A 24,757-nucleotide genomic window follows, 5' to 3' on the forward strand; every position below is an offset into this window, starting at 1 on the left:
GCGAAGGTCGTACGTCGCGCCATTCCGTGAGGGTGCGGTACGGATCGTGTGGGGGAGAGGGAAGTCCGCGGCGGAGGTGGCGCGATGTGGGGGTGCATGAGGGCACGCTGCAGACGTGGGTCCTTCGGGCCCGGGCCCGCGCGGATGCGGGGGCCGCGGGCGGGCTCGGCGAGTCGGAACGCGATGGACTGTGCAGGCTGTGTGAGGAGAGCAGCAGCTACGCAAGGAGAACATCGAGATCGGGATGGAGCGTGTGTCCTCAGTCGTTTTGTGGTCCTGCGAAGGGAGTGGATCGGCATCCTCGCCCCTCCTCGAGGTGGGCGAGGGTGTCGACGCACGGTCCGCAGTGACACGCTCAAGGCCCAGGCCCAGGCCCTGCCTGCATGCCGCCGGCTCGTTTCATGTCCTGCAGACCCGCAGGCGAACGGCGGTCCCTTGAGGGCCGGTCCGTACCTGGACGGTGTCGCAGAGCCGGTCGGCGACCCGACGTCTCGGGACGCCCCGGCGCGGGTGTCTCACCGATGTCCGACTCCCCACCGTTGCCCGCGAACCGCGCGCAACTGTGCGATCGACGCTTTCACGCCCCGGTACGGGGCAAAAGCGGCGAGCACCGGCCTGAGGGCCCGTCGCCGTAGATCCCCGGCATCCGGGATGAAGGACGTTCGCCCCTGCGCTTCCACACATCGAGGCCCTCCCGACCGTTGTTCACCGGGCGGCGGCTCCACCACGGCGTCCGGCCCACACACTGCACGCAACGGGGAGAGCGGCGGTATACCGGCGGTATCCACACCGGTCGCGGCACCACAGCCGTCGGCCGACCCGAACGGCACGCCGTCGATTCGACGTGAGGACTGGGACAAGCCGCTCGCCTCGAACGGCTTCACCGGGACCGACGCCACCCGGGAGCGCCTCGCCACCGAAACACCCGCTGCCGGCCCGGCCGACGTCTCCCTCGCACTCGCCAGCCCCCGCACCACCCCGGTATCCGCCGTCCACGTCACCATCCCGGCTGAACCCGGAAAGGTTCAAGTCCCCGGAAGAGACGTTCTTGACCATGACTGAAGGAGCCGACAAGTGTGCTGCGCGTTGAGCTGACCACGCAACTGCTGCGGATCCGCACCCTCGTCGCGCTCGCCTGTCTGGCCGCCGTCCCCGTCATGGCCGGCCTTTCGTACGCCTCGGACGCAGGGCATCGCAACGGCCGCCAGACCGGCCTGTTCGGAGCCTCCCTGCTCGCGGGCCTGCCCGTACTGGCCGCGCACGCCGCACAGTTCTCCCCCTTCCACACGCTCCACACCGCGCAGTTCCTCCTGGCCGCCATCGTGTACGACGACTGCCCGGAGCATCTGCGTAACGGGTAAGGAGTCCCGGACATCGACCGGCTGGTCCTCGAGGACGCGGACGCCTGTCCTGATGACGGCCGAGGGGCAGCGCAGCCTGTTCGGCGGCCGGCTCGATGAGGAGCTGCGCAACGTCGGGGACCAGGTGGCCGCCTCCGGCCGCGCCCGGGCCACCATCCAGCTGGTGCTGGGGCAGGTGCCACACGGTCGCGAGGGCCGGGCGGCGGATGCCCGACATCGTGTACGTGCTCCGTGACGACCCGCGTGTGATCGCCGGCGTTCTCGCCTCACCACTGCGGCGCTGCGCGAGGTGGCCCTGCAGCGGCCGGCGGACGCGTGGGTCGGGCAGTGACAGTGGGCATAGGGTCCGGACGCCACGCCACGCCACGCCACGCCACGCCACGCCACGCCACGCCACGCCGCGCCGCGGGAGGTCATGCCCGACGAGGAGCGACCGACCGCGTCACACTGACAGCAGGTGTGCCGACGAGACGAGGTGGTCGCGGATGAAGTTCGGAGTATCGACATTTGTCACCGATGAGGGCATTGGCCCCAAGGCGTTGGGACCCGCCATGGAGGAGCGTGGGTTCGACTCCCTGCTGCTGGCCGAGCACTCGCATATTCCGGTCAAGCGGGAGTCCCCGTACCCGGGGGGCGGTGAGCTGCCGCGGATCTACTACCGGACGCTCGACCCGTTCGTGGCGCTCGCCGCGGCCGCCTCGGTGACCCGTGACCTGCTCCTGGGCACCGGCATCGCTCTGGTGATCCAGCGCGATCCGATCCACACCGCGAAGGAGGTCGCCTCCCTCGATCTGATCTCCGGCGGCCGGGCCGTGTTCGGGGTCGGCGCGGGCTGGAACCGCGAGGAGATGCGCAACCACGGGACGGATCCGGCTGTCCGCGGGCGGCTCATGGACGAACGCATCCGCGCGATGATCGAGCTGTGGACCAAGGAGGAGGCCGAGTTCCATGGCGACTTCGTCGACTTCGATCCCGTCTACGCCTGGCCCAAGCCGGTCCAGAAGCCGCATCCGCCCATCTGGGTCGGGGGCGACAGCGAGCGCGCTTTCGAACGCGTCGCCGCGTACGGTGCGGCGTGGATGCCGAGCGATCTGCCGCTCGAGAAGCTGGGTGAACGCATCGCGCGTATGCGGCGGACGGCCGGTGACCGCCCGTCCGTCGTGGTGTACGCGGGCCGGCACGACCGGAAGGCGCTCGACACCTACGCCGAACTCGGCGTCGAACGCGTCCTGTTGTATCTGCCGACCCTGCCGGAGAACCAGACGCTGCGCACCCTGGACGAACTGGCCGAGGCCACGTCCGGCCACCGGTGACAGCTCGCGGCTGCCGCTGAACAGGAGCTGACCGTGCCGGACATGGCCGGGGACGAGGCGCGCCGCCGGTTCATGACCGCGCGTGTGGCGCGCCTGGCGACGGTGGACGCGGGCTTGCGCCCGCATCTGGTGCCGGTCGTCTTCGCGGCCCACGGCGAGGAGATCGTCACCGCCGTCGACTGGAAGCCGAAGAGGTCGCAGCAGCTGAAACGGTTGGACAACATCGCGGCCCACCCGGCTGTCTGCCTGCTCGTCGACGCGTACGACGAGGACTGGGAGCGGCTGTGGTGGGTCCGCGCGGACGGTGACGCCCGCGTGCTGCCGCCCGGTACCCAGGGCGAGTACCCGGCGGCCGTCGCCCTGTTGCGGGAGAAGTACGCGCCGTACCGGCAGCGACCGCCGACCGGTCCGGCGCTCGTGATCGCCGTCCGCAGGTGGCACGGCTGGCGTGCCGCGTCGGGGGGGGGTGACCGTAGGGCAGGGGACACGCGCCCCCGGCATCACCAGTACCGGCACCATCACGGCTCGTCGTCGCCGTTATGCGCTGGCCGGGGCCTTGAGCCAATCGCTCGCGTACACATCGCGGCCCATGTAGTGGGCCTGGACCCGGGCGCAGACGGCGTCCATCACGCCCAGGTCGAGACAGGCCGGGTCGCCCGGGAGGGTCTGCGCGATCTGCAGGAGTTCTTGCGGGGTGACCCGCAGTCCGGCCTGGCTGAGCTGCGGCGTTCGCCGCGCGCCGGGGGAGACGAGCGGGGTCGGGACGGCGGACGGATCGACACACCCAGCTCCTCCGTGGCAACGGCGGTGTCGGGTAGCCATGCTGGAGACGATCGCGCTGCATGAGCCGCTCGAGGCGAAGAACGAGTTCTTCGCCTGGCTGGTCGCCGAGACGTTCCTCAGCACCAACGGCGTCGCCGCAGGCCGGACGCAGGCCGGACGTCCGCCGGCTACGTAATCCCGTCCGGTGCGTCAGCTGGCGGCGACCACAGCGCCTGCCGCCCGCGCCAGGGCCGTGGCGCGGCCGACGTACTGAAGGCGCCCTTCGTCGTCGTACCTGCCGAGCAGCGGCGTGCGGGGAGCGGTCGGAGAGCCGGTGACCGCGCCGACGATCGCCTCGCTCGTCTCGCGGACCTTGTATTTCTCCCAGCCCTTCACCGTCGGCCGTAGGCAGGGATGGCTCGGTGAAGTTCCTCGCTGTCCATCGGGCCGAGCGTCACCATCGCCGCGTCCAGGGTTCTGGCGAGATCGACGTGGGCGATGCAGCGGGCGTAGAAGTCCGAGGGGGCGCCGTCGCCGCCCGCAGGTCCATCGTGGCGGATGAGGGGGCTCCCATCCCGCACACCATCGACCCAGGCAGAGCCGAGCAGACGCGGTCCATGGCGTCCAGGTCGTTCGTACAGTGGCGCGCTCCACCTGGACGCCATGAACCACGCCCGCTCCACGGTGTGTGGGTCTTTCGACTGCGGCATCCGGCTCGTCCGCGGGTCGACGGGGAGCCGGTCGCGGCCGAGCGATTACCCAGGTCAGTCCCATCTAACTGACGAAGGGGGCTGCGCATGCGCATCGCCGCGTCAGGCCGGGTTGCTCTCCTAGGAGCTGCGTTGGACGCGGTCACAGCCCGGCGTGCCAGTCCCGCTCCAGATCGCCTGTGTCGAATACGCTGCGAAGACGTCCGACCTGGAGGCCTCGACAACGCGGATGCGCGGGAATGCCGCCCGGTATCGGCTCTTCACGTCGGCCGGGACGGCGCAGCTGCCGGACGGAAGGGGTGTGGCATGAGATCCCCGAGCGTGCACCTACGGGAGATCACCGACGACGACCGGGATGCCGTCCGTGCCCTCCGCGTCCGACGTGACCAGAAGCAATTCGTCGCCTCCGTGTCCCATTCACTCAAGGAGGCGGCGAAGAAACCGGAGGCCAATCCCTGGTACCGCGCCGTGTACCGCGGCGATGAGCCAGTCGGCTTCGTGATGCTGTCGTGGAAACCGCCGGCCGGTCCTTACAAAGGGCGACACTTCCTCTGGCGCCTCCTCGTCGACAAGCGGTACCAGGGGCGAGGGATCGGCCGAGAGGCGCTCACGCTGGTCGCCACCCTGGTTCACGCGGACGGCGCCACCGAGCTGCTGACCAGCTACGAGCCCGGCGACGGCGAGCCGTGGCCCTTCTACCAGAAGTTCGGGTTCGAGCCCACCGGGGAGATCGACGACGGCGAGATCGTTCTGCGACTCACCTTCCCCGATCGGTGAGCTGTTTTACGGAAGCGCGGACAGGGTTGACCTGAGGTGGTCGCACGACGAGAGGCTGGTGGGCACCTGGAAGTCGATGCCCGCCAGCTGCACGTCCGCCCCAAGTCGCCGTTACCCCGCAACTGGCCATTCCTCCGGAGACTCTGGCGGTTCCGGGTCCGCCTGCAACTGCCGCTCCGCGTGCCGCCCGTTCTCCCCTCGCAGCATCGTCAACCATGGCCAAAGGTCCGGTAGCCGTTGTGCCGAGCCGGCCAGCCGGTGCTCGATACGGCACCGTTGAAAGGGATCTGGCGGACACACGCCGTAGACGGCGACCCGACCGTCGGAGAGCTCGATCGACCGATGCTCCGCCGGCACCGTATGGGCCAGTGGAGCCGTGTGTGCAGGTTCGAATCCTGCCGGGGGCACCCATGAGGTGCCCAAAGACCCCGTCACCAGCGGAAACGCTGAGTGCGGGGTCTTAGTGTTTGTGCAGGCGTGTGCCGCCCGGAGCGGCCGTATGTCGGCGTCTGTGGACTATTCGTGGACAGAATCTTGAGGCGTTTGCCCTGGTCGCCACCGAGGTGCCTCCTCCACTGAGCCTGATCACGGGGGCCGGCTCGCTAGTCAGCGGTGACCCCCCAGTGGCCGATCTCCACAGGCCGGCCGTCGCGGTAGAGCACCGTGCCGTTCCCCTGGGCGCGGCCCGGGAAGCCCAACCGCTCGGAGTCGAGGGCGGCGTCCCACTCCGCGTAAGTGGGCCGGCCGTGAGGAGCCCACGCACGCACCTCATCATCGGTCAGCAGCCGCATGAACGGGCCGTCTGCGGTGTCCGTGGCGTCGATCATGCAGGGAAAATCCAGCACGGTGCCCGTGCCGCCGGTGAGAATGTATTCCTGCCACTCCGGGTCGCGCCACAGCTCCTCGACAGACCGGCTCTCGAAACCGTGGTTGTCCCGCGCCAGTTCCTCTTCCTGGGCCTGCCGGAATGCGGCCTCCAGATCACGCTGATACGGACCAGTGTCCTGCCATGCATTGCCGCCCACCTCTGTCCCTCCCCACCTGAGCTCTTCAATCGAGGCGCAGCGTAAAGGACGGCACCGACAGCGCACCGGCCGATCACTCGTACTCGCGCAACAGCTCTTCGATCTTGCGGTTGGCGATCTCCTGCCGTCCGTCGATGCACTTGGCGTAGCGGCTCAGCAGGACCTCGACGCTGTTGCCTGCGCGCTCGGCGACCTCGGTAGGGTCCACCCCGGAGTTGAGCCAGGTCGCCAGCGCCGAGTGTCGGAGGTCATACGGCCGTGCAGCAAGCGGCCCCGTCTCAGTGCCACAGAGCAATGCGCGGACCGCGTCTGTGGAAGCAGATGGTGCGGGTTCTCTGACTGCCGGCTCTCTGGCCTGGATCACTGCAGGTTGACCTGGCCACATCAAGTGCTCTCTGATTCGTCATGTGGCCGCCGGCGCAGCGTGAGGGGGTGTGCCGCGGCGAGGCATTAGCGATCCGGCGCGTTCGACGCGGCGGTATTGTGCCGCGCGCCCGCTGCCGCGGCGGTGGCCCTCACGTCCCGCCGAGCCGCAGACAGGTAGGGGACGCTGGATGGCCGCCGGTGTCATCGAGGCCAGCCGCTGCTGTAGTGGCGGGGCAATTGGTGACGGCAGCGCATTGTCATCCGGTGAGTGGACTCATTGTCAGCGGGGGCCAACGCGTTGACGAGATCGGCGGAACGGCGAAGATGGCCTGGGGCGTTGACGCACGGGGCATGACTCCGCAACCCTCCAGTCACTGTGACTCGTTCGGGTTGCCCTTCGGACCGCAGACGGTTCGTGTCACAGCCGCACCCTCACCAATCCTCTGACGACCTCTGGACCGCACATGAGTATGTACCAGTCCCCGCAGCAGCAGCCCTACGGATACTGGCAGCCGATGTACCCTCCGCCCGCCGCGCCCCCTGTGGTGGGCCCGCCTCCCGGGGCCCTCGGCAACCAAGGCGCACGGCTCGCCGGCCGTTTTCTGGACGCGGTGTTCATGGTGCTGGCGCTGCTACTCGTGGCCGGCCTAATCGTCTTGATCCAAAACCTGACGGTGGACAACGACGTCATCGGGATGGTTGCAGGGGTGATCGGGTATGTCGGGATCGGCCTGGTCCTGCTCTGCTACGAACCGGTCATGAACTGGAAGTCCGGTGCCACCTACGGGAAGCGAATCTGCGGATTGCGTGTCGTCCGGCTCGATAACGGTCAGAACCTCTCCTTCGGACGCGCGTGGTTGCGCTGGTTCACCAGCTTCGTGATGGGATTCGTGCCGTTCCTGGGGCTGGTCAACGTGCTGTGGTGCCTCTGGGACAAGCCGTTCCAGCAGTGTCTGCACGACAAGGCGGCCAACAGCGTCGTCGTGAGCACCACGGCCCGCTCCGGGTCGGCCGGGTCGGCGCCGAGGAGATCGGTGGCCGCTTGGGCATAGGCGGCGAGGACGGTGCGGGGGGCTGCGGTGACCCACGCCAGATCCACTTCGTCCCTGTCCCATGTCGCGCGGGCGTGGTTGGCCGCCAGCTGTGTCTTGCCGACCCCGCCCATGCCGGCCAGCACCTGGCCCAGCACGACCGTGCCGCCCTCGGTCACGGCCTGCTCTAGCTGCGCGGCGACGGCACGGTCCTGGAAGCAGTCACCTGTCGAGGCAGCACTCCCACTTGGTGTCGGCCGCTAACCAACGACCGCAGCGCGGCATAATACGCGATCTGCCCATCAGCGACGCCCAACAGCCGGGCGCCGTACCGTGGTTGTCAGCGTGGTCAGCTGAACGTGTTGCAGCTGACCACGCGGCCGGAGCGGTAGCCGGTGGAGAACCATTGCTGGCGCTGGCTCGCGGAGCCGTGGGTCCAGGTGTCAGGTGTGACCTTGCCCTGGTAGCGCTGCTGGATACGGTCGTCTCCGACGGCGGCGGCCGCGTCCAGCCCGCGGTTGACGTCGTCCTTCGTCAAGTCGGTTATCAGTGGCTTACCGCTCTTGGGGTCGGGGGTGGTGGCGTGGTGGGCCCACACTCCGGCGTAACAGTCCGCCTGCAACTCGAGTTTCACCGAGCCGCTGTTCTGGCCCTTTCCGCTGCCGCGGGAGATCGCTCCGCTGAGGTCCTGGAAGTGGTGGCCGTATTCGTGCGCGATGACGTAGGCCTCGGCGAACGGGCCGCCCTTGGCGCCGAACTTGCTGCTCAGGTCGTTGAAGAAGCCGAGATCGAGATAGACCTTGTCATCGGCTGAGCAGTAGAAGGGGCCGACGTCGGAAGTCGCGTTCCCGCAGCCGGTGTTCACACTGCCGGTGAACAGGAACGTCGGGGCCTGCTGGTAGGGCTTGCCGGCGGCTGTCTCCGTCTGCTTCCAGAATGCCTGCACGCTGTCGACCACGGCGACGATCCTGCACTCCTCCTTGCGGTTGGCGTCGGCACCGGTCCGGCAGTCCGCCGCGAGGTCCGCGGCTGACTTGCCGGACGAGGACGTGTCGCTGCTGCCCGAGCCGAACATGCCGGGGTCGACACCCAAGAGCACGGACGCGACCAGCACCACGAGCCCGACCAGCCCCCCGCCGATGGTCTTCCCGCCGCCCGGGATCCCGCCCAGCGCACCTCCCCGACCGTCCTCGACCTCGGACGTGTCCAGAGCAGCATCGTCGTCGAATTGCATACGTTGACCCTCCCTCAAGCAGCGCACAGGATCGCCCCGCGTCGTCCCGCTCGCCTACCCCGTACGAGGACATCCCCATCCCGTCCTCTTCCTGCTCCGCCTCTCGGAGGAGCCGGCGGGCGACGCCGCGACGCCGCTCTGTGGGTGAACGGCGGACCGCAGTGCGCGGCAACGGCCCCTCCATGCCGTCGACCGCGCAGCGGGGCCCCGCCTGTCGCCGGTGCCGGGACCGTGCCCGCGAGGTTCAGACGACGGACGGCCGCCTCGGGTCGGTCGGGACGATCGCGTACTCGTCGAAGAGCCGTTCAAGGGCTTCGTGACCGTGCGTGCGGCGGTACTCCGTCTCGGCCGCCGTCACCGGCAGCACCCAGGGAATGCGGGCGTGTCCGTCGGCCAGCGGGCATTTCTCCAGACCGGGGCCCTGGAGGTAGGGGAGGCTGATCAGCAGGTGGTCGCAGTGGGACCCGGGCAGCCACGGCTCCGGTGCGGCGGGCGGCTGCGGTGCGGGTGCGGGCACTGTCGGTTGGGGTGGAACCTGTGCTCCCCATGCCGTGGAGATGGTCCCTTCACCAACTCGAGCCCGCGGTCGCCCACCCAGTGCTCCCTGGGCCAGCGGGGATGGTCCCCGGATCCGGGAGTCGCACGGCTTAGCAGGGCGCCTCGCGGGTCGCCGCACCCGTGTAGGTCGTCGTGGGCCTCGATCCGGAACGCCAGCCGCTTGATCGCCTGCACTACATCGTGGGACATGACCGTTGGTCCGGGTGCGGCCCTTTTCAGGAGGCGTCGATGTAGGCGAGGTGGGTGCCGCACACAGTGCATTTGAAGAGCATGGCGGTGGCGCCGTGGCCGAGGCCTTGCAGGAACTGGTCGAGGTGTTGTGCGTCGTGCCGACCGGCCGAACGCATCTCGGTGCGGAGCTGGTCGAGCGCTTCCGGGTGAGCGGTCAGCTCGGTGTAGCCGACCTCGCCGATGAATGCGGCGGCGTCCTGGCAGTGGACGAGCCAGTGCGGGTCTTGCCAGGCGTGGAAGCCGGGGGTGCGCTGGGTGACTTCGTAAAGGATGTCCTCATGGACGCCGTCGAGTCCGTACGTGTCGATGAATTCGCCCGCGAAGCGTCTGGCGGCGCTGCCGTCGGCGATGCACCAGGGGCACAGGCGCCCGTCCAGGGTCTGGCTGTGTAGAACGGCGCGGTGTAAATCCACCCCGTGCTGCGGCCGCAGCAGATGCCTGACTCCCGGCTTTCGCGAAGGGATCCAGTGGCGACCGGGTCGGGGTGGTAGCGGAAGAAGGGCAGCGGGCGGCTCACCGCGGTGTCTCCTTGAGGTAGAGGGCGGCCAGGCGGGGAAGCCGCTGGTGCATCTCCTGGGTGTTGTCGAAGTCGAAATTCTCGCCCATGTCATGGGTCGGGCCGTCGCTTTCGCCGCGCTGGGCGCGGTAATGGTCGAAAGCCGGGTAGAAACTGTCTTCGTCACCAGTGATCTGCGCGTAGGCGGCCACGGCCACATGCCCCATCTCCTCGTAGAACACGGCTTCTTCGTCGCCAGTGGCCAGAGCGTGACGGACGGCGGGGTGTTCGGCGAGGGTGTCGGGGCAGTCGGCGGCTCGTTCGTACCAGGGGCGGCCCAGGGCGATCAGGCCTGCCTTGAAGTCCATGAACCGGTCGTCCGAGCAGCCCCCGCCGATCAGGTAGGCGGCCGCCCAGATGTCCCACCGGTCTATGGCAGTGTCCCTCCCGTCGAAGTGGATGTGGAAGGCGAAAACCTCGTCCGTTCCCCGTGCGGCCAGTAGACGGATCAAGGCTTCATGGAGCGGCGTGTCGGCCGCCCGCGCAGTATCGATGAGGTGCCAGAACGTGTGGCTCTCCATGGCAGGGAGAGTGCCATAAGCCTCCGACAGCATCCCTCTCGCTGGCCGGCCGGGCAGATGAGGTTCAGCTCGACCGCCGGAGGCAGGTGAGGGGGGATGGCCCGCCGCCTCGAGCCCCGCGCCCCGAAGCACGCCCCGGCGGTTAACGGTGATGGGGCAGCCCGGGCTGATCGGTTCCGCCGGGCGTCTCAACAGGCCTTGGCCGCGCCTGTCGGGCAGCCGCCCGGGGAAACATCGTCGCGCGGCGCGGCAGCGCGGTTCGGCGCAGCACGGCCACCCGAGGATCCTGCCGAGGAAGGCGTCGACGGCGCGCACCTAGATGCGCAGGCGCTCCACGGAACGCGGCATCCCGGTGCCCGAAGGCAAGTTGGATGGGAAGACCGTCCGCTACACCGAGGACGAACTGACGATCTGGCGCACGGCCTGGCGGAAGCAGGCTGGCCCCACCACCGGCCGACCACCCGCGCCGCTGCCTACACCCACCCGCCGCCGGCGTCTTCCCGCCGGCCGCGCCGTCGAGTCAGGCTGTCTCTGGGTGGCCTGAGGCAGGCTGGCGACGGCTGAACAGTTGAGGCCGTGACGTCACACCTCAAAGGCATGACCGAAGCCTTTCTCGTAGAGGTGGGCCGTACTCGCGTCCCCCGGTGGCTGTGGGCCGTCTGGAGTAGGACAAGTTGCTGATGCTTGTCCTGCGGGATCGCTGAGTGGAGACGCGGACGGGACGTACGGCGGAAGCGTCCGGGACCTGCGTGCGCAGTCGCCCGATCGCCTCCCGCACCCCTGCGAGCAGCTCCTCGTGGCCGTCGGCGGCCGTGGCCTCCCCGCCCTGCCGGATCCGGACGCTCACGGCGCCGTGGGCGCCTGCGTCGAGCCAGGTCACCCGCTGGAGGTAGGACTCCCGCAAGGACACCACCGGCTCGGCGGGCACCGGATCCGAAAGCATCCCGGGCAGCGCGAGCTCCTGCCAGAACATGTGCCCGACCAGCCCTCGCACGCTGAAGTTCTTGAGCACGCCGGGCTCGTTCCACGCGGCGGCGACAGCGGGGTCGGCCGCGAGGTCGGCGACCGTCCGCACGGCGTCCAGGAAGGCGTCCCGAATCCGCCCCCCTCGCCAGTTCCACGGCTCCGCGATGACTGTCACGGCCTCATCCCACCGTGCGCGCCTCGCGCTTACAAGCCGTTTTCACGAACCGGGGTTCAGGCCCTCGGAGCGCCGCTGCGCATGCCCGGGCGTCGGGTCCAGATACACCCGGCACACCGCCGGGAACGCCTCGTGCAGTCGCTGCTCGGCCCGCTCGCAGGCCCACTCGACCTCGGCGGCGGTCGACAGGTCACGGAAGTCGACCTTGGCCGCCACCAGGGCCTCCCCCGGCGCCTGCACCAGCGTCGTCAGCTCCAGTACCGCCTCGATGTGCTCCACCTGCAGGAGTTCCGCCCGGATCCGCTCCCGCACCGGCCGGGGCAGCGGCCGCCCGATGAGAAGCTCCACGTTCGACCGGCCGAGCACCCAGGCGACGTACAGCAGCAGCACGCCGATGGACAGGGAGGCGATGCCGTCCCAGACCCCGGATCCCGTGAGCTGCCCGCCCAGCAGGCCGCCCGCCGCCAGCACCAGGCCGATCAGCGCGGCCGAGTCCTCCAGAACCACCGCCTTCACGGCGGTGTCGGGAGTGTGCCGCAGATAGAGCCGGAAGGGCATCCCGCGTCGGTCCGCGTCACCGCGCGCCTGGCGCACCCCGGTCCGCAGCGAGAAGCCCTCCAGCACGAAGGCGACCGCGAGGACGATGTACGACACCCGCGGGTCACCGAGCGTCTCGCCCCTCGTCAGGGTGTGGATGCCGTCGTAGAGGGAGAAGACCGCGCCGCCGACGAAGGTGGCGACTGCGGCGAGCAGGGCCCAGACGTAGCGTTCGGGGCCGTATCCGAGGGGATGGTCCTCGTCGGGGGGTTTCCGGCTGCGCTTGAGCGCCGTCAGCAGCAACACCTCGGTGACCGTGTCGGCGACCGAGTGCGCGGCCTCGGAGAGCATGGCGCTGGAGCCGCTGATGAGGCCGGCCGCCACCTTGGCCATCGCGATGCCGAGGTTGGCGAGGGCGGCGACGACGACCGTGAGGGTACTTCCGACGTCGGTGTCCCGCCGGTCCGGGTGTAGAGCTTTCGCCATGTCTCTCAGTGTTCCCGCGGAACCCGTACCACGCCCTCCTGGATGACCGAGATGGCCAGGCGCCGGTCCTGCGTGTAGATGCGGGCCTGACCGAGGCCGCGGCCGCCGTATGCCGACGGGGACTTCTGGTCGTACAGCAGCCACTCGTCGGCCCGGAACGGCCGGTGGAACCACATCGCGTCTCGCCGAGCGCGGCAACGCCGGCCGGGTGGTGAGGGGCGGCATCGACGAGCGGGTGGTTCCTGGTGTCGTTCGCTGTCAAGGCCTTCGAGGCGTGTTTCGCCGGGCGCGGCAACCCCGGCCGGAGGTGCTGTTGCCGGTTTCTTCGTCTGGTCGGTCAGTGGCAGATTCGGCAGGTTTTCCAGCTCCTCGACAACGCCGAGGTCCTGGTCATCTCGCCGGCCGCGCACGCCGCCGGCATGGCCGCGGCCGTCGCATGCGGTGGCGGATGCGACGCCCGCGAAGCCATGTCCGCAGGTGCGACCTGGCAAGATGACCAGCTCGCTTCCGGGCCGCTCCACCTGCCGGAGAAGTACGGCAACTGGCGAGGTGTCTACAACCGGCTACGGATGTGGGCCGTCGACGGCACGTGGGAGCGGGTGTTCACCGCCCTGATGGCCCAGGCTGACGCCGACGAGGAGCTGGCCTGGGCCGTTTCGGTGGATTCCACGATCGTGCGCGCTCACCAGCACGCCGCCGGGGCCCGCAAAAAGGGGCCCCGGCCGGCGAACCAGGCGACCACGCCATCGACCGGTCCCGCGGCGGACTGACCACGAAAATCCACCTCGCAGCCGATGCTCGCTGCCGGCCCCTCGCGTTCGTTCTCACCGCCGGACAGGCCGGCGACGCACCCGCCTTCACCGATGTCATGGCCCGCCTGCGCGTTCCCCGACGGCGTGGTCGTCCGCGCACCAGGCCGGACGTGGTCCTGGCGGACAAGGCCTACTCATCCCGCTCGATCCGCGACCACCTGCGCAGGCGCGGAATCCGGGCGGTCATCCCGGTCCCGGCGGACCAGCGAGGCCACCGGCTGCGACGGGGCAGCCGGCGCCGCAGGCCGCCCGCCTTCGGCCGCGAGGCATACAAGCAGCGCAACACCGTCGAGCGGTGCATCAACCGCCTGAAACAGTGGCGCGGCATCGCCACCCGCTACGAGAAGACCGCCACCATCTACCTGGCCGGACTCCACATCGCAGGCATCTTCCTCTGGTCCGCCCGGTGATCCAAACGAAAGTCCCTAGTCGGCGGAACCGTCGAACCGGGTGAGACCTTCGCGGAGGCCGCAGTCCGTGAGCTCCACGAGGAAGCCGGCCTGCTGGCGGTTCCTGATGAAGTGCAGGTGCTGGGCACTCTCTTGGGCCGGGTTGGCGACGTCGTCCAGGTGACGACTTCTGTCCTCGTCACCCGCTGGTCTGGCGTCCCGCACCAACGCGAGAAGGTCATTGGGTCCTGGCGGTTCTGGCCCTTGACGGCGCTACCCCAGCCGCTGTTTGTACCAAGCGCGCAATGCCTGACTGCTTGGAACCCCGACCTTCCGCTCGACCATCCACCCGCTGTCTTCGTGGCCTCCTCGGACGTCGTCGGCAGAGAGAACGGCCGCTCGACCCCCAGGGCCATGTGCCCCTGGATTCGCTCGGGATCGTAGGGCACCACACACACCGTCACCGGAACTTCCCGGCCGCCCGGCTGCCCGCGGTGCGTCACCGGTGCAGGGACTCGGCGACGGCTGGGTCCTCGAGCACGGTGACGCACCAGGCGAAGTGCTCGTCACCGCCGCCCGGCGCGAAGGCGTCGCTCGTGGCCATCGCATAGGCGGCCCGGTACAGCAGGAGGTCGTCGACCGCGTAGCCGAACTCGTCGGCGAACCGCGTGGTGAGCTGCCGGGTGATCTCCGGGGCGTGCTCGGTGCCCGCCGGGAAGATGGCCGCGGCCACGGCGGCGTCGAACCGGGGGTCCCCGCCCGTGGACAGGAAGCCGTAGTCCACGAGGGCGAGCGGCCGCAGGTCGTCGTCCACCAGCACGGTCTCCGGGAAGACGTCACCGTGGACGACCGCCTCGTCGGTACGGGGCAGCGAGCGCAGCTTCCGAAGCAGCCGGGCGCGCGTGTCGTCGAAGTCGCGGACATGCGTGGAGAGCCGGTCCGCGCACCGGCTGACCCGCCGGTCCACCAGGTCCGCCAGGGCGGATCCGAAAGTGGTGTGGCCTTCCCACAGCGGGCGTTCCTCGTCCAGCACAGGAAGGTGCTTGACCTCGTCGACGTCATGGGCGTCCGCGAGGGCGCGCAGCACGCCGACCAGGCAGTCGACCGCTTCGGGCAGCACCTCGTCCGGGTCGTCGGTGCGGATCCTGCCCGCCAAGGGCTCGCCGGTCAGCTCCCGCTCCACGGTCATCGGGACACCGTCCATGTCCTCGACGGCGAGGATCTCCGGGGCGCCGAACGGCAGGTGCGCCGCGGCATCGGCGTAGAAACGCTGCATCCGCCGCAGTTCGGATCCCCGTCGGCGCTCCCACACCTTGGCCACCGTTCCGTCCCCGAGTCGGTAGGCGGCTCCCTCCACCGCCGCCTCGACGGGCCCGGCGTCGGGATATCCGGCGTCGACGAAATGTCGTACGCGCCGGGCCGTGGTGTCCCGTATCGCATCGGACATCTCGTGCCTCCTTCCGCCCCCGGCGTGAACGACCGGCCGGTCGGCAGGGCCGACGCCGGGACCATCTCCCACGGTAGGCCCCTCGCCCGCGCGACACCCGGTGACGGAGCGCTGCCGGGCGCCGTGCGGTCCGCCACGCGTGTACGGCGGAAGAGTGCCGACGGATCCTGCGTATCCGGAGCCGACAGTGGCTGTTCCTTCGTACACTGGCGGCCGTCGCCCGCCGACGGCCGCGTCCGGCCACTGCGCGGGGACCCGCCGACGGGCACCACGCACTGCGGCGTCCGTCGGCCGCAGCCCCCTACCGCTAATCCGGCCGTGCCCCGCCCGGGACGCAGGCCGAACTCAACCTTTTGCAGGATCGTGGGCGGAGCGGGAGGCGGCCCTTGACCAGGGCGCACGGCGAAGGGCCGCCCGGGGGCCCCGCAGTCCTGTCGTAGCAGGGCGTTCCCACCTTACTGATCATTTCGGAATGAGTTTGGCTCACAGGCTTGGCAGTGGGCTGGCGGGCGGCAGAGTTCTGCGGGTGTCGGATGATCTTGTGCCTGATGATCTGTGGGATCGTGTCGCTCCGCTGCTTCCGCCGCGCCCGCCGCGGGGTCGGCGGTGCCCGGGTCGGCTGCCGGCGGATGACCGTGCGGCTCTGCGCGGGATCGTCTACGTGCTGCGCACGGGCGTGACCTGGGCACACGTGCCGACCGAGACGATCGGCTGCAGTGGGGTGACGTGCTGGCGGCGCCTGCGTGACTGGACCGAGGCCGGTGTCTGGCCCGCCTGCACGAGATTCTCCTCTTGGAACACCGCAAGGCCGGACTGTTAGACATGGAGGACGCCGCGGTCGACGGCTCGCACCTCCGGGCCCTCGAAGGGGGGCTCACACCGGACCTTCGCCGGTCGACCGCGGCCGCCGGGGCAGCAAGCACCATGTGATCACCGACCGGCACGGCACGCCCCTTGCGGTGTCGGTGACCAGCGGAAACCGTCACGACGTCGCCCAGCTCGTGCCCCTGCTGGACGCGATCCCCCGCATCCGCGGCCTGGTGGGCAGGCCACGTCACCGACCACGGCGGCTGTTCGCCGACCGCGGCTACGACTACGATAAGTACCGCCGCATTCTCCGGGCCCGCGGCATCACGCCGAAGATCTGGGCGGTTGATCGCTTGCCCGCGGTGGTCGCGGCTCAGGCCGAGATAGCCGTCGTCCAAGAGGACCTCGACGTCGGGGAAGTGCTGGAAGCAGATGGCTATGCCTTCGTTCGGGCGGCCGTGGCATCGTGAATACGACCAGGCCGCAGGGCATCGGTCCATAACGTGCGGCCCCGCCAGTCGGCGATGACGGTGGCCTTCATCGTGTTCTGTTTCTTCTTGCCGGAGACGAACGCGCGTCGGCCGCCACGTCCGGCCGGCGGACGACGAACCTGGATCTCGGTGGCGTCCAAGCGCAGCTCAATGCCCTCGGCCTGGGCGTAGGCGAACACGTCTGTCAGCGTCCGCAGCCGCAGACCGGGACGGTCGGGAACCGCGCACCCCCGCTCGGCCAGGAGCGTGCGTACTTCTGCGATCGCACGGGTGATGGTGGAGCGGTCGACGCCGAAGAGCAGTCCCAGCACCGCGTGCGGCAGGTCGTGTCGCAGATGGATCAGCGTGGCCACCAGCCGGTCGACGAAAACCAGCTGGTGACGGGCGCCGGCACCCGCGGCCCGCTTCCTGGCCCCACCCCGCGCAGCATGACGGCGGCCCTCCAGGCCGGCCTGCGACGACACAGCCAACTCCTCGACCAGACACGCGAGATGACGCTGCGAGGACCCCGTAAACAGCCGATGCGCTAGGGCGTGTGTCGGAAGTGCTCTAGGTTGGCTAGCGTGAGTGCGCGGGGGCGGAGTTATCGATATGTCGGACCAGCCGAGCTGAAGGCTGTGGTCCAGCCTGGTGACGGCGGGCGTCGAATCGGCTCGGCGGCAGACTTCGACAGCTGGATCGTGGAGCAATCGGCGGAGCTGGCCGAACCCTTCACCTTCGTGGTCGGTGTGGATGGGGTGCTTCGGCTTGCGCCGCGGCGAAGCGAGCACGTGGCCTGTGCCGGCGGAGACATGGTCCTGAGTGCTGGCGAGATCAGCTTCATGCGCGAGGCAGACCGGTGGACTGTGAGCGAGGTCAGTAACCAGTCCACCGGGTACTGCCCGGAAGTCAGCTCCTGGGCGGACGTCGCCCGTGCTCTGGACGCCATAGAGCTTCGGCGGCCTTCCGGCTTCACCCACGAGGTGGTGTTCCGGCGTTGCCCCCACTGCCAGCAGCACAACATCGTGCGCGAGGACGACTTCGTCTGCGTCTTCTGCGGCAGCGATCTGCCCGCGGCGTGGAACGCGGATCCCACTGTGTGACGGCCGAGGGTCACAGCCACTCGTTGATGGCAGCGACGAGGACGGTCGTCTCGTAGCGGACGGCGAGCTTGTCATATCGCGTGGCGACAGCGCGGTGTCTCTTGAGACGGTTGATTCCGCACTCGACCGCATGGCGCTTGCGGTAGTCGACGGGGTCAAAGTAAGGGGGCCGGCCGCCGCGGGAGCCGAGCTTCTGGCGGTTTCGGGCCTGGCCGACCTTGTTCGGGATGGTGCAGCGGATCCCGCGACGGCGCAGGTAGGTGTGGTTTCTGCGGGAGGCGTACGCCTTGTCCGCCCGCACGCGATCGGGGCGGACGCGTGGTCGGCCCGGCCCGAGGCGGGGCACGCGAACCTTTGCCAACACGGGTTCGAACTGCGGCGAGTCGCCACGCTGTCCTGCGGTCACCACGATCGACATAGGCTTTTGACCTTGCTCGACGGCCAGGTGGAGCATGGTGGTGAACCCGCCGCGCGACCTTCCTAGCCCATGATCACGGGGCTCGTTGAACACGCCACCTGGCGGTTCCTTTTGCAGGTCGCCCCGCTTGCGGGCTCCAGCCGCATGCTGGTGGGCGCGGCAGACCGTGGAGTCGACGCTCAGGTCCCATGTGATCGCACCCTTCGCATCGGCCAGAGACTGGAGCCTGGTGAAAATCCGGTGCCAGGTGCCGTTCCGCTGCCATCGGCGGAACAGGTCGTAGACCCGGCCCCAGGGCCCGTACTCGACAGGTACATCCCGCCACGGAACACCGGTACGGATCCGGAACCGTATGCCGTCGATCAGCTGCCGCCGAGGCCAGACGGGCGGCCGCCCTGCCCTGGCACCCTTCGGTAACAGCGGCTCCAGCACCGCCCATTGCTCGTCCGTGAGATCTCCCCGCCCCATGCACTGTGATCATCCACAGGTCAAGATCTACTTTCGATACACGGCCTAACAGGCCGCCGCCAGCACGGAGAAAGTGCACGTCACACGACTGGCCCCCTGCTGTGGCGCGAACCGTCCCGCGCATCGAGCGTGGTCTGGGCGGGGAAACGACGCCCCGGCCGAGCTCATAGAACGGAGCCTCATGCCCGTCACCGTGAAAGACCACCGGGTACCCCACAAGTCCACCGTCCCCGCGAATAAGGACAAGGACGTCGAACTCTTCGTGCGGGAGCGCGACGGCACGCTCCCCGGCCACCTCGACGAGCGCACGGCCGTCCTGATGCTCCACGGCCGGAGCGTTCCGGTGCTCGCGGGCTTTGATCTCGATTTCAAGTCGTACAGCTGGGCCGATGCGCTGGCGAAGGCCGGTTACGACGTCTTCATGATGGACCTCCAGGGCTCGGGGCTGTCGCCGCGGCCGAAGATGGACGACCCTCGCAACGTCAACCCCGCCCAGCAGAACCTCCTGAAGCCGAGACCTCCAGGTTTCACGCCGGGCCCGCCGAACTATCCGTTCCAGCTGACCAATTCGAACAGCGACCGGGACGAGCTGAACACCGTCGTGGAGTGGATCATCCGCGAGCGCGGGGTGAAGAAGGTCGCCTTCATCGGCTGGTCCGCGGCCGCGTTCACGATGGGGCCGTACGCGGTCAAAAACCCGGGCAAGGTGTCGAGCCTGTTCCTGCTGGCGCCGATCTTCCCGCCCGAGGGCACGTCGAAAGCCCCCGACCCGCTGCCGCAGCCCGGCTTCCCGACGTTCCTGAGTACGAAAGACGGAACCTGGAACGGGTGGACCAACGAGGTGCACTGTGAGGGCCAGCGCGAACAAGCGATGCGCGACAAGGTGTGGGACGCGATCATGAAAAGCGATCCGGTGGGCAGCACGTGGGGGCCGGAAGGTGAAGGGCGCAATCGCATCAGGAACTTCGTCCGGTGGGGCTGGAACAAGACCACCGCGGCGCAGGGCGGCGTCCTCGGCGGCAGCGTGCCGGTCCTCATCGCGTATGGGGAGCACGACAGGCAGGCGAACACGTCGAGCGAAGATCCGGAATTCAACTTCTCGGTCCCCGCGCTCTACAACGCCATCGCCGGCGACCACAAGCTGATGGTCAAGCTGGACTGCGCCGGGCATTCGGTGGTGTGGGAGATGCAGCACCAGAACGTGCACAACCTCTCGAAGCACTGGCTCAAGCAGCTGAAGGTCGACGGCAAGACCCAGGGCATCTTCGACATGAACACCAACGGTGACATCAGCCCGGCTCCGTAGAACGCTGGGGCTGGGCTGAACAGCCTGGTGCTGCTGGATGCGGTGTCGGCGAACGCGGATACATACGGTGGCCCGAAAAGATGACGCGGTCGTCCCGGGCGAGGCAGTCGAGGGCATCTGGTGGTCGGCTCGTCCGCCAGCACGAGTGCCTGCGCACCGTTCTCGCCAACGGCGATCACACCGGCCAGATCGTCCACCGCGCAGGCCCGGTCGTAGTCGTCCCTCGATCGCGACGCCTCCCTCCGGCATGCCGGCCTACTGCTGGACGTCCTCGCTGATCCGGCCGTACGGCCCCGGTTCGAGCGGACCGACAAAATCTCCTGGATCGAGGGGACCGTCGGCGACTTCGCACGCTGGACCCTGGTCCGGCTGGGCGACCCCCGCGGCCTCCCCGGCCTGGTCGAGTCGCTCTGGGCGCCCTACCGGGAGCAGTTCGGGCGCAGCTGGGTGGCGGGCGATCCGCGTAGGCCGGAGATGCACGAAGTCCTCACGCCGCTGCGCGAGCACGCGGACGCCCTGCTGCCCGCGCTGCTGGAGGAGGTGCGGCAGGACCACGAACGGCACGGCGACCACGGCGAGATCATGGGCACCTTGCTGCAGGTCGCCGAGGAGTGGGGGCCGGACGCGCTGCCCGTGCTCCCGGTCGTCCTGCCGCTCCTGAATGACACGCGGTACTCGTTGCGCGTGGTCGACGTGCTGCTCGCGATGGGTCCCGGTGCCGCCTCGACGGCGTCCGCCGTGCGCGACGCGGTCGTCCTCGACCACCCGGGCAACCACCACAGGACCGCGTGGGCCGCGTGGCGCATCGCGGGAGGTGACGACGGCACCGCCCTGCGGCTCCTAGGCGACGCGATGTACGACGAGCAGGCGTCGCCGTACGGACCGGTTCTCCTCCTGTCCGACTTCGGCCCCGCCGCCGCGGCCCATGCCGGACGGGTGCGTGAGGTCATCGAGAACGCCGAGCATGGGAGGGTGACGGCGGCGGTAGCCCTGTGGGCGATCACCGGCGATCCGGGTGCCACCCTGGCGGTGTTGGAGCAGGTCGTCGTGCGCTTCACCGGGGACGACGACCGCTACGGCGACCTGGCCGAGGCACTCCGCGGGTTTTTGCGCATCGGCGCGGTCACGCCGGCCGCAGGGCGGGCACTGCGCCTCGTCGGCGCCCGCGATCTGCGGCTTTCCGCCCACCGGGACTACCGGGCCGTCCTCGACGACCAGGAACTCCGCTCCGCCATCGCCGCGGTGCTCGCGCTTCCCTGACGTCCGGTGGCGTCAGTCCCGGCCGGCGGGCGGACGCCAACCCAGATCCCTGTGCCGCTCCTGACGCGCAGCCCCCTACTGACCGCGCATTCACCCCAACATCGCCGTCGCCGTCCGCTATCACGAAGCGGTGGCCCGGCTGGCGGCGCCCGAGGAACTCGAACGGTTCCTGCATTCGAGCATGGTCCACACTCAGCTATCGGACATCGCGGCGATACACGAGGGCAGCATCGGCGCAGCTGAGGCGGGGTCGGCCGTCGAGAGCCGAGCCGTCGACGAGGTGCCGGCACACCCTGAAAGGCTGCCGTACTGTGTCACGGGCACCGGGCCCGGTTTCCAGTGAGACAAGCCCCGAGTGCTCGGAGGGCTTGTCGTGGTGGATTCGCTATCGATCCACCGTGTTGTAGGCAGTGCGATCCGGCACCTCGTCCTTCCGGCCCAGGAGGGCTTCACAGGCTGCGTCCGCGCTGTCGAATATCTGGCAGGTCATGCCGACCCCGGTCAGGTCGAGCACACGTCGCACCACTTGGCTGGGCGCGGCCAGGGACACGGATCCGTCGATGTTCCGCATGTCGGTAACGGTCCGTACGATCACACGCAGCCCGGAGGAGTCCATGAACGGCACGTCCGCCAGGTCCAGCACCAGGTGACGTCGTCCGTGCACCACCTGACCGGCCAACTGGTGCTGAAGGGCGAGGCCGGTGTCAGTGTCGAGCTCTCCGCAGACGGTGATGACCGCGGCGTCGGAGCTGATCACGGCCACCTCAACACCCAGACCTGCTGGTTCGCTCACAACTTCTCCTCGTACGGGGTCTACACGGCCGCAGCCCAGCTACCCCGTCCAGTGACGTTCATCCGCCCTGGACGCGGTTTCCTTCGGGCAACTGAAGGCCCCACGCCGTTCCAGGCTGTCCGCGCGGGGCTTCGTCCGTCCCAAAGTCTGGCAGTGAGGCGCGCTTCATCGTGGGCATAGGCAGCGCAGCACCCCCACTTGCCGGATGCCGCCCCGCTCCCAGAACCTCACCGCGCTGCGCGCCTTCGCCGCCGCGCACGCCGCCGCACACGCGAAAGCAGCCACCGTCAACCCCACCGCCTACTGCCACTGCGGCTCCCAGCGATGCGACGCCCACCCCGACACCAAGACGTCCTGCGCGGGCGGGATGGTGATGATCCTGCGGCACGACCCGATCGTGCGGCGTGTGTGGAGCGTGGAAGAGGTCTGCGAGATGTGCGCCCCGCTCATCCCGAACGCCACCCTCCTGACGCGCGCCGCGCGACCGAACCGCCCCACCAGCCCCACAAGCCGGCCCGCCCCGACTGGCGAACAGGTGCCGGCCCCCGCCCGGCCGAGCATCCCGGGCGGCTTCTCCTCAGCCCCCGCCGCAGACGATCCGGCCCCCCTACGGCACTCACGCCGCACCCCGCAACGCCCCCGGAGCCGGCGGTCCCGGCAAGGACAATGACCGTGCAGGAGGCGCGCACCATGAACTTCGGACGCACGGCGTCGTCAACCCTGAAGCGGGCGCCGGGTGTACGGCCACGCAGTCAGGTCGTCGCCTCGGTGGACCAGGTCGAAGGCCACGAAGTGCGCCAGCCACTCGCGCGCACCCTGAACAGCAGCTGCCCCGCGCCGGGCGAGGCGCTGCTGCAGCCGCTCGAATGCCAGCCGGTCGGATTCCCACACGATCAGCTCGTCGTCCAGGCCGGTGTCCGCCGGCAGCTGTGCCAGGGCGGCGGCGCGCACCTCGGGAAATGAGCCGGTCATGTCCGTCCCCTGCCGGGAGCGCAGCAGCACCCGTCCGCCCGCGTACGCGGCGAGCTGGGCGCGGTAGCCGTCCCACTTCGGCTCTGCTGCCCACCCCGCGGGAACGGCAGGGCTGTCTACAGCCACCGTCAGCATCGGCTCGGGCAAGGGCCACGTCACACGTGATGCCTTCCACGGCAGCTCACCGCCGTTCGGGTGCCTTCACAGCGGTCCGACGCGCGGGAAGGACTCACCGGGTGACCGGCTACAGACACTGACGTCATGAGCGAGAGCAGCGAGAAGGTTCACCACCCCGGCGAAATCGTCCCCCAGTCCGGGATCTACGAATGCGACTGCGGCCAGGGCCACGAGGACAGCACCGACGTGAAGGGGCACCGGTTCCCGCCCCTGCATGAGGCCTGCAGCGGCAGCGGCTGGAAGTTGAAGGCCTTGAGCAGCGGGGCGCACGCCGCCTGGTCGAGAGGCGCACGCGGTCACGGTGCCGCTGTCAGCTGGCACCACGGCTTCGCCTCACCGTAACCAGCAGCGCACCTTGAGGTGCGCCTACCCGCATCTTGACGGTTGAAGGAACGCGCTCTGCGGAGCCGTCATGGACAGTCACCCGAATGCTGGTCGCCGATGCTCGATCGACCCGACCCGACCTCACGCCAGCGACAAGTGGCATCGGTGCACGTGGGGGACTGGGCCAGGCGCTGGACTCTGGCTCCGTGCCTCCACTGGCCCGGCTCCGTCCTGCTCCATCACCCGCAGCGACGGCGTCCATCAGATCGTCCGGGAATGCTACGGCGACGATGCCGAGGAACGCTCCCGTGGTGACGCGAGACTGGAGGAACCGTCATGGAGCCGGATGACCAGATCATGCAGGGGCCCGGGGAGCGGAGAGTCGCCGAAGCGGCGGAACGGATCGTGGCCGAGGGCCAGCCACGGCTGCACCGCACCTGGACGTCATTGGTGGCCACCTCACTGCTGGGCGGTATCGACGTCGGTGTCGGCGTAATGACGCTGCTGTTCGTGCGGCACGCGACCGGCAGTGAACTCCTGGCCGGACTGGCCTTCTCCGTAGGGCTCATTGCTCTGTTGCTCGGGCACAGCGAGCTCTTCACAGAAGGGTTCCTGGTGCCCGTCGCCACCGTCATCGCGGGCGCGGCCACCTGGCTCGACCTGGTGCGGATGTGGGCGACGGTACTGGTGATGAATCTGATCGGCGGCTGGGTGGTCATGTGGCTGGTCATGCAGGCTTACCCGGATCTGCACGGCACCGCGGCTGCTCTGGGTGCGCAGTTCGTCGACGGGGGCTACACGTTGGGTACCTTTTGCCTCGCTGTGCTAGGTGGCGGCGTCATCACGCTCATGACCCGTATGCATCATGGCAGCGAGTCCATGACCGGGAAGATCACCGCATCGATCACCACCGCGTTCGTCCTGGCCGGGCTCGGGCTGTGGCACTCGGTGCTGGACTCCCTCATCGCGTTCGCCGGCCTGCACACCGGCAGGACGTCCTACGGTTACCTCGACTGGCTGAAGTGGTTGGCTTGGGCGGTTCTCGGCAACGTCGTCGGCGGCCTCTTGCTGACGACAGCGCTGCGCTTCATCCGCAGTGCCCCGCTGTTGAGCGACGAGAACCAGGCGGGGAGAGACGGCTCCTGAAGCCTGAGAGGTGTGGCCTGACGAGCGTGGGCTCACCATCTCGGCCCGTTGACTAATCGGCGCCAGCTTCGTCATCGGAACAGCTCTCCCCGTCGATGGTGGCTTCACCGTCCACTGATACGACCTCGGACAGGCACTCCCCCGTCGTCGACGGCGGATACCGAACACCCGACCGGGCCGTTCGCATCGGTGGCCGATCGTCCGGGCAGTGGGCAGAGCAGGCCTGATGGGGACGACATGGAAGTCCAGCGCCTGG

At 69.2% G+C, this 24,757-nt stretch carries 25 protein-coding genes and 9 pseudogenes; 16 read left to right on the forward strand and 18 right to left on the reverse strand.

What is annotated here, in order from left to right; all coding sequences use genetic code 11:
- The first annotated feature begins 1,076 nt into the window (after window positions 1-1,076).
- The 5 genes and pseudogenes from ACFVVO_RS32225 to ACFVVO_RS32245 all read left to right on the forward strand — a co-directional run bounded on the left by ACFVVO_RS32225 (window position 1,077) and on the right by ACFVVO_RS32245 (window position 3,632).
- Window positions 1,077-1,361 (forward strand): hypothetical protein, encoded by a 285-nt coding sequence (locus ACFVVO_RS32225; protein WP_390059692.1) that lies wholly within the window; start codon window positions 1,077-1,079, stop codon window positions 1,359-1,361.
- Window positions 1,362-1,413: 52 nt separating this feature from the next.
- Complete coding sequence (locus ACFVVO_RS32230; protein WP_390059693.1) at window positions 1,414-1,596, forward strand: hypothetical protein; 183 nt, start codon at window positions 1,414-1,416, stop codon at window positions 1,594-1,596.
- 250 nt (window positions 1,597-1,846) lie between these two features.
- Window positions 1,847-2,674: an LLM class F420-dependent oxidoreductase gene (locus ACFVVO_RS32235; RefSeq protein WP_390059695.1), complete on the forward strand. Its 828-nt coding sequence runs from the start codon at window positions 1,847-1,849 to the stop codon at window positions 2,672-2,674.
- A gap of 33 nt (window positions 2,675-2,707) precedes the next feature.
- Window positions 2,708-3,127 (forward strand): annotated as a pseudogene (locus ACFVVO_RS32240) (TIGR03668 family PPOX class F420-dependent oxidoreductase); the annotation flags it as partial.
- A 367-nt stretch (window positions 3,128-3,494) separates the two neighbouring features.
- On the forward strand, window positions 3,495-3,632 hold the full coding sequence (locus ACFVVO_RS32245; protein ID WP_390059697.1) for a hypothetical protein: 138 nt from the start codon (window positions 3,495-3,497) through the stop codon (window positions 3,630-3,632).
- Between the two features lie 14 nt (window positions 3,633-3,646).
- Here ACFVVO_RS32245 and ACFVVO_RS32250 read toward each other — a convergent pair whose 3' ends face one another.
- Window positions 3,647-3,832 carry a hypothetical protein gene (locus ACFVVO_RS32250; protein WP_390059699.1) on the reverse strand — a complete coding sequence of 62 codons (186 nt, stop codon included), beginning with the start codon at window positions 3,830-3,832 and terminating at the stop codon, window positions 3,647-3,649.
- A 620-nt stretch (window positions 3,833-4,452) separates the two neighbouring features.
- Here ACFVVO_RS32250 and ACFVVO_RS32255 point away from each other — a divergent pair.
- On the forward strand, window positions 4,453-4,923 hold the full coding sequence (locus ACFVVO_RS32255) for a GNAT family N-acetyltransferase (protein WP_390059701.1): 471 nt from the start codon (window positions 4,453-4,455) through the stop codon (window positions 4,921-4,923).
- Between the two features lie 111 nt (window positions 4,924-5,034).
- Here the strand turns inward: ACFVVO_RS32255 and ACFVVO_RS32260 are convergent, their stop codons facing one another.
- From ACFVVO_RS32260 to ACFVVO_RS32270, 3 genes and pseudogenes are all read right to left on the reverse strand, one after another.
- Window positions 5,035-5,358 (reverse strand): DUF6083 domain-containing protein, encoded by a 324-nt coding sequence (locus tag ACFVVO_RS32260; RefSeq protein WP_390059702.1) that lies wholly within the window; start codon window positions 5,356-5,358, stop codon window positions 5,035-5,037.
- Window positions 5,359-5,525: 167 nt separating this feature from the next.
- Complete coding sequence (locus tag ACFVVO_RS32265; protein WP_390059704.1) at window positions 5,526-5,948, reverse strand: hypothetical protein; 423 nt, start codon at window positions 5,946-5,948, stop codon at window positions 5,526-5,528.
- Window positions 5,949-6,021: 73 nt separating this feature from the next.
- A pseudogene (locus ACFVVO_RS32270) lies at window positions 6,022-6,219 on the reverse strand (site-specific integrase); the annotation flags it as partial.
- A gap of 559 nt (window positions 6,220-6,778) precedes the next feature.
- On the opposite strand from ACFVVO_RS32270, the gene ACFVVO_RS32275 reads away from it, so the two are divergent.
- Complete coding sequence (locus tag ACFVVO_RS32275) at window positions 6,779-7,366, forward strand: RDD family protein (protein WP_390059706.1); 588 nt, start codon at window positions 6,779-6,781, stop codon at window positions 7,364-7,366.
- A 328-nt stretch (window positions 7,367-7,694) separates the two neighbouring features.
- Here ACFVVO_RS32275 and ACFVVO_RS32280 read toward each other — a convergent pair whose 3' ends face one another.
- From ACFVVO_RS32280 to ACFVVO_RS32315, 8 genes and pseudogenes are all read right to left on the reverse strand, one after another.
- Window positions 7,695-8,579 carry a neutral zinc metallopeptidase gene (locus ACFVVO_RS32280; RefSeq protein WP_390059708.1) on the reverse strand — a complete coding sequence of 295 codons (885 nt, stop codon included), beginning with the start codon at window positions 8,577-8,579 and terminating at the stop codon, window positions 7,695-7,697.
- A gap of 244 nt (window positions 8,580-8,823) precedes the next feature.
- Window positions 8,824-9,096 (reverse strand): suppressor of fused domain protein, encoded by a 273-nt coding sequence (locus ACFVVO_RS32285; RefSeq protein WP_390059709.1) that lies wholly within the window; start codon window positions 9,094-9,096, stop codon window positions 8,824-8,826.
- A 256-nt stretch (window positions 9,097-9,352) separates the two neighbouring features.
- Window positions 9,353-9,781: a CbrC family protein gene (locus tag ACFVVO_RS32290; RefSeq protein WP_390059711.1), complete on the reverse strand. Its 429-nt coding sequence runs from the start codon at window positions 9,779-9,781 to the stop codon at window positions 9,353-9,355.
- Window positions 9,782-9,789: 8 nt separating this feature from the next.
- Window positions 9,790-9,885, reverse strand: a pseudogene (locus tag ACFVVO_RS32295) (CbrC family protein); the annotation flags it as partial.
- Entirely contained in the window at window positions 9,882-10,445 is a 564-nt protein-coding gene (locus ACFVVO_RS32300) for a DUF4240 domain-containing protein (protein WP_390059713.1), read from the reverse strand. The pseudogene ACFVVO_RS32295 and the gene ACFVVO_RS32300, both read right to left, overlap by 4 nt.
- 589 nt (window positions 10,446-11,034) lie before the next feature.
- Window positions 11,035-11,586 carry a maleylpyruvate isomerase N-terminal domain-containing protein gene (locus ACFVVO_RS32305; protein WP_390059715.1) on the reverse strand — a complete coding sequence of 184 codons (552 nt, stop codon included), beginning with the start codon at window positions 11,584-11,586 and terminating at the stop codon, window positions 11,035-11,037.
- A gap of 42 nt (window positions 11,587-11,628) precedes the next feature.
- Complete coding sequence (locus ACFVVO_RS32310) at window positions 11,629-12,609, reverse strand: cation diffusion facilitator family transporter (RefSeq protein WP_390059716.1); 981 nt, start codon at window positions 12,607-12,609, stop codon at window positions 11,629-11,631.
- A gap of 5 nt (window positions 12,610-12,614) precedes the next feature.
- A pseudogene (locus tag ACFVVO_RS32315) lies at window positions 12,615-12,788 on the reverse strand (acyl-CoA thioesterase); the annotation flags it as partial.
- Window positions 12,789-13,130: 342 nt separating this feature from the next.
- On the opposite strand from ACFVVO_RS32315, the pseudogene ACFVVO_RS32320 reads away from it, so the two are divergent.
- Both ACFVVO_RS32320 and ACFVVO_RS32325 read left to right on the forward strand, forming a co-directional pair.
- Window positions 13,131-13,831, forward strand: a pseudogene (locus ACFVVO_RS32320) (IS5 family transposase); the annotation flags it as partial.
- Window positions 13,832-13,903: 72 nt separating this feature from the next.
- Window positions 13,904-14,254 (forward strand): annotated as a pseudogene (locus ACFVVO_RS32325) (hypothetical protein); the annotation flags it as partial.
- A 55-nt stretch (window positions 14,255-14,309) separates the two neighbouring features.
- Here the strand turns inward: ACFVVO_RS32325 and ACFVVO_RS32330 are convergent.
- On the reverse strand, window positions 14,310-15,257 hold the full coding sequence (locus tag ACFVVO_RS32330) for a phosphotransferase family protein (RefSeq protein WP_390059718.1): 948 nt from the start codon (window positions 15,255-15,257) through the stop codon (window positions 14,310-14,312).
- A gap of 526 nt (window positions 15,258-15,783) precedes the next feature.
- On the opposite strand from ACFVVO_RS32330, the pseudogene ACFVVO_RS32335 reads away from it, so the two are divergent.
- Window positions 15,784-16,402, forward strand: a pseudogene (locus tag ACFVVO_RS32335) (IS5 family transposase); the annotation flags it as partial.
- Here ACFVVO_RS32335 and ACFVVO_RS32340 read toward each other — a convergent pair.
- Window positions 16,373-17,142 (reverse strand): annotated as a pseudogene (locus ACFVVO_RS32340) (transposase family protein); the annotation flags it as partial. The pseudogenes ACFVVO_RS32335 and ACFVVO_RS32340 overlap by 30 nt on opposite strands.
- On the opposite strand from ACFVVO_RS32340, the gene ACFVVO_RS32345 reads away from it, so the two are divergent.
- The gene (locus ACFVVO_RS32345) at window positions 17,119-17,637 is read left to right on the forward strand and encodes a hypothetical protein (protein WP_390059720.1); all 519 of its coding nucleotides are present in this window, start codon (window positions 17,119-17,121) and stop codon (window positions 17,635-17,637) included. The pseudogene ACFVVO_RS32340 and the gene ACFVVO_RS32345 overlap by 24 nt on opposite strands.
- A 10-nt stretch (window positions 17,638-17,647) precedes the next feature.
- On the opposite strand, the gene ACFVVO_RS32350 is transcribed toward ACFVVO_RS32345, so the two are convergent.
- Entirely contained in the window at window positions 17,648-18,523 is an 876-nt protein-coding gene (locus ACFVVO_RS32350) for an IS5 family transposase (RefSeq protein ID WP_390059722.1), read from the reverse strand.
- A 262-nt stretch (window positions 18,524-18,785) separates the two neighbouring features.
- Here ACFVVO_RS32350 and ACFVVO_RS32355 point away from each other — a divergent pair, with 262 nt between their 5' ends.
- Entirely contained in the window at window positions 18,786-19,829 is a 1,044-nt protein-coding gene (locus ACFVVO_RS32355) for an alpha/beta fold hydrolase (RefSeq protein WP_390059870.1), read from the forward strand.
- Window positions 19,830-19,954: 125 nt separating this feature from the next.
- On the opposite strand, the pseudogene ACFVVO_RS32360 reads toward ACFVVO_RS32355, so the two are convergent.
- Window positions 19,955-20,143: pseudogene (locus ACFVVO_RS32360) on the reverse strand (Imm21 family immunity protein); the annotation flags it as partial.
- Between the two features lie 160 nt (window positions 20,144-20,303).
- Between ACFVVO_RS32360 and ACFVVO_RS32365 the strand changes: the two are divergent.
- Window positions 20,304-21,089, forward strand: coding sequence for a hypothetical protein (locus ACFVVO_RS32365; protein ID WP_390059723.1), 786 nt, complete (start codon window positions 20,304-20,306; stop codon window positions 21,087-21,089).
- A 385-nt stretch (window positions 21,090-21,474) separates the two neighbouring features.
- On the opposite strand, the gene ACFVVO_RS32370 is transcribed toward ACFVVO_RS32365, so the two are convergent.
- Entirely contained in the window at window positions 21,475-21,882 is a 408-nt protein-coding gene (locus ACFVVO_RS32370) for an STAS domain-containing protein (protein WP_390059724.1), read from the reverse strand.
- Window positions 21,883-22,087: 205 nt separating this feature from the next.
- Here ACFVVO_RS32370 and ACFVVO_RS32375 point away from each other — a divergent pair, with 205 nt between their 5' ends.
- Window positions 22,088-22,552, forward strand: a complete 465-nt coding sequence (locus ACFVVO_RS32375) for a hypothetical protein (protein ID WP_390059726.1) — start codon at window positions 22,088-22,090, stop codon at window positions 22,550-22,552.
- A 44-nt stretch (window positions 22,553-22,596) separates the two neighbouring features.
- Here ACFVVO_RS32375 and ACFVVO_RS32380 read toward each other — a convergent pair whose 3' ends face one another.
- Window positions 22,597-23,013: a hypothetical protein gene (locus ACFVVO_RS32380; RefSeq protein WP_390059728.1), complete on the reverse strand. Its 417-nt coding sequence runs from the start codon at window positions 23,011-23,013 to the stop codon at window positions 22,597-22,599.
- A gap of 102 nt (window positions 23,014-23,115) precedes the next feature.
- Here ACFVVO_RS32380 and ACFVVO_RS32385 point away from each other — a divergent pair, with 102 nt between their 5' ends.
- Entirely contained in the window at window positions 23,116-23,373 is a 258-nt protein-coding gene (locus tag ACFVVO_RS32385; protein ID WP_390059730.1) for a hypothetical protein, read from the forward strand.
- A 318-nt stretch (window positions 23,374-23,691) separates the two neighbouring features.
- The gene (locus tag ACFVVO_RS32390; protein WP_390059731.1) at window positions 23,692-24,501 is read left to right on the forward strand and encodes a formate/nitrite transporter family protein; all 810 of its coding nucleotides are present in this window, start codon (window positions 23,692-23,694) and stop codon (window positions 24,499-24,501) included.
- Window positions 24,502-24,757: the final 256 nt, after the last annotated feature.

Source organism: Streptomyces sp. NPDC058145 (genome assembly GCF_042884245.1).
Lineage (GTDB): Bacteria > Actinomycetota > Actinomycetes > Streptomycetales > Streptomycetaceae > Streptomyces.

Excerpts from the sequence above, each read along its gene's own strand:
- ACFVVO_RS32330 (WP_390059718.1), bottom strand. The coding sequence starts at position 15,257 with ATGTCCGATGCGATACGGGACACCACGGCCCGGCGCGTACGACATTTC.
- ACFVVO_RS32245 (WP_390059697.1), top strand. The coding sequence starts at position 3,495 with ATGCTGGAGACGATCGCGCTGCATGAGCCGCTCGAGGCGAAGAACGAG.
- ACFVVO_RS32350 (WP_390059722.1), bottom strand. The coding sequence starts at position 18,523 with ATGGGGCGGGGAGATCTCACGGACGAGCAATGGGCGGTGCTGGAGCCG.
- ACFVVO_RS32255 (WP_390059701.1), top strand. The coding sequence starts at position 4,453 with ATGAGATCCCCGAGCGTGCACCTACGGGAGATCACCGACGACGACCGG.
- ACFVVO_RS32230 (WP_390059693.1), top strand. The coding sequence starts at position 1,414 with ATGACGGCCGAGGGGCAGCGCAGCCTGTTCGGCGGCCGGCTCGATGAG.
- ACFVVO_RS32390 (WP_390059731.1), top strand. The coding sequence starts at position 23,692 with ATGGAGCCGGATGACCAGATCATGCAGGGGCCCGGGGAGCGGAGAGTC.
- ACFVVO_RS32365 (WP_390059723.1), top strand. The coding sequence starts at position 20,304 with ATGCACGAAGTCCTCACGCCGCTGCGCGAGCACGCGGACGCCCTGCTG.
- ACFVVO_RS32280 (WP_390059708.1), bottom strand. The coding sequence starts at position 8,579 with ATGCAATTCGACGACGATGCTGCTCTGGACACGTCCGAGGTCGAGGAC.
- ACFVVO_RS32275 (WP_390059706.1), top strand. The coding sequence starts at position 6,779 with ATGAGTATGTACCAGTCCCCGCAGCAGCAGCCCTACGGATACTGGCAG.
- ACFVVO_RS32235 (WP_390059695.1), top strand. The coding sequence starts at position 1,847 with ATGAAGTTCGGAGTATCGACATTTGTCACCGATGAGGGCATTGGCCCC.
- ACFVVO_RS32310 (WP_390059716.1), bottom strand. The coding sequence starts at position 12,609 with ATGGCGAAAGCTCTACACCCGGACCGGCGGGACACCGACGTCGGAAGT.
- ACFVVO_RS32385 (WP_390059730.1), top strand. The coding sequence starts at position 23,116 with ATGAGCGAGAGCAGCGAGAAGGTTCACCACCCCGGCGAAATCGTCCCC.
- ACFVVO_RS32375 (WP_390059726.1), top strand. The coding sequence starts at position 22,088 with ATGCCGCCCCGCTCCCAGAACCTCACCGCGCTGCGCGCCTTCGCCGCC.
- ACFVVO_RS32300 (WP_390059713.1), bottom strand. The coding sequence starts at position 10,445 with ATGGAGAGCCACACGTTCTGGCACCTCATCGATACTGCGCGGGCGGCC.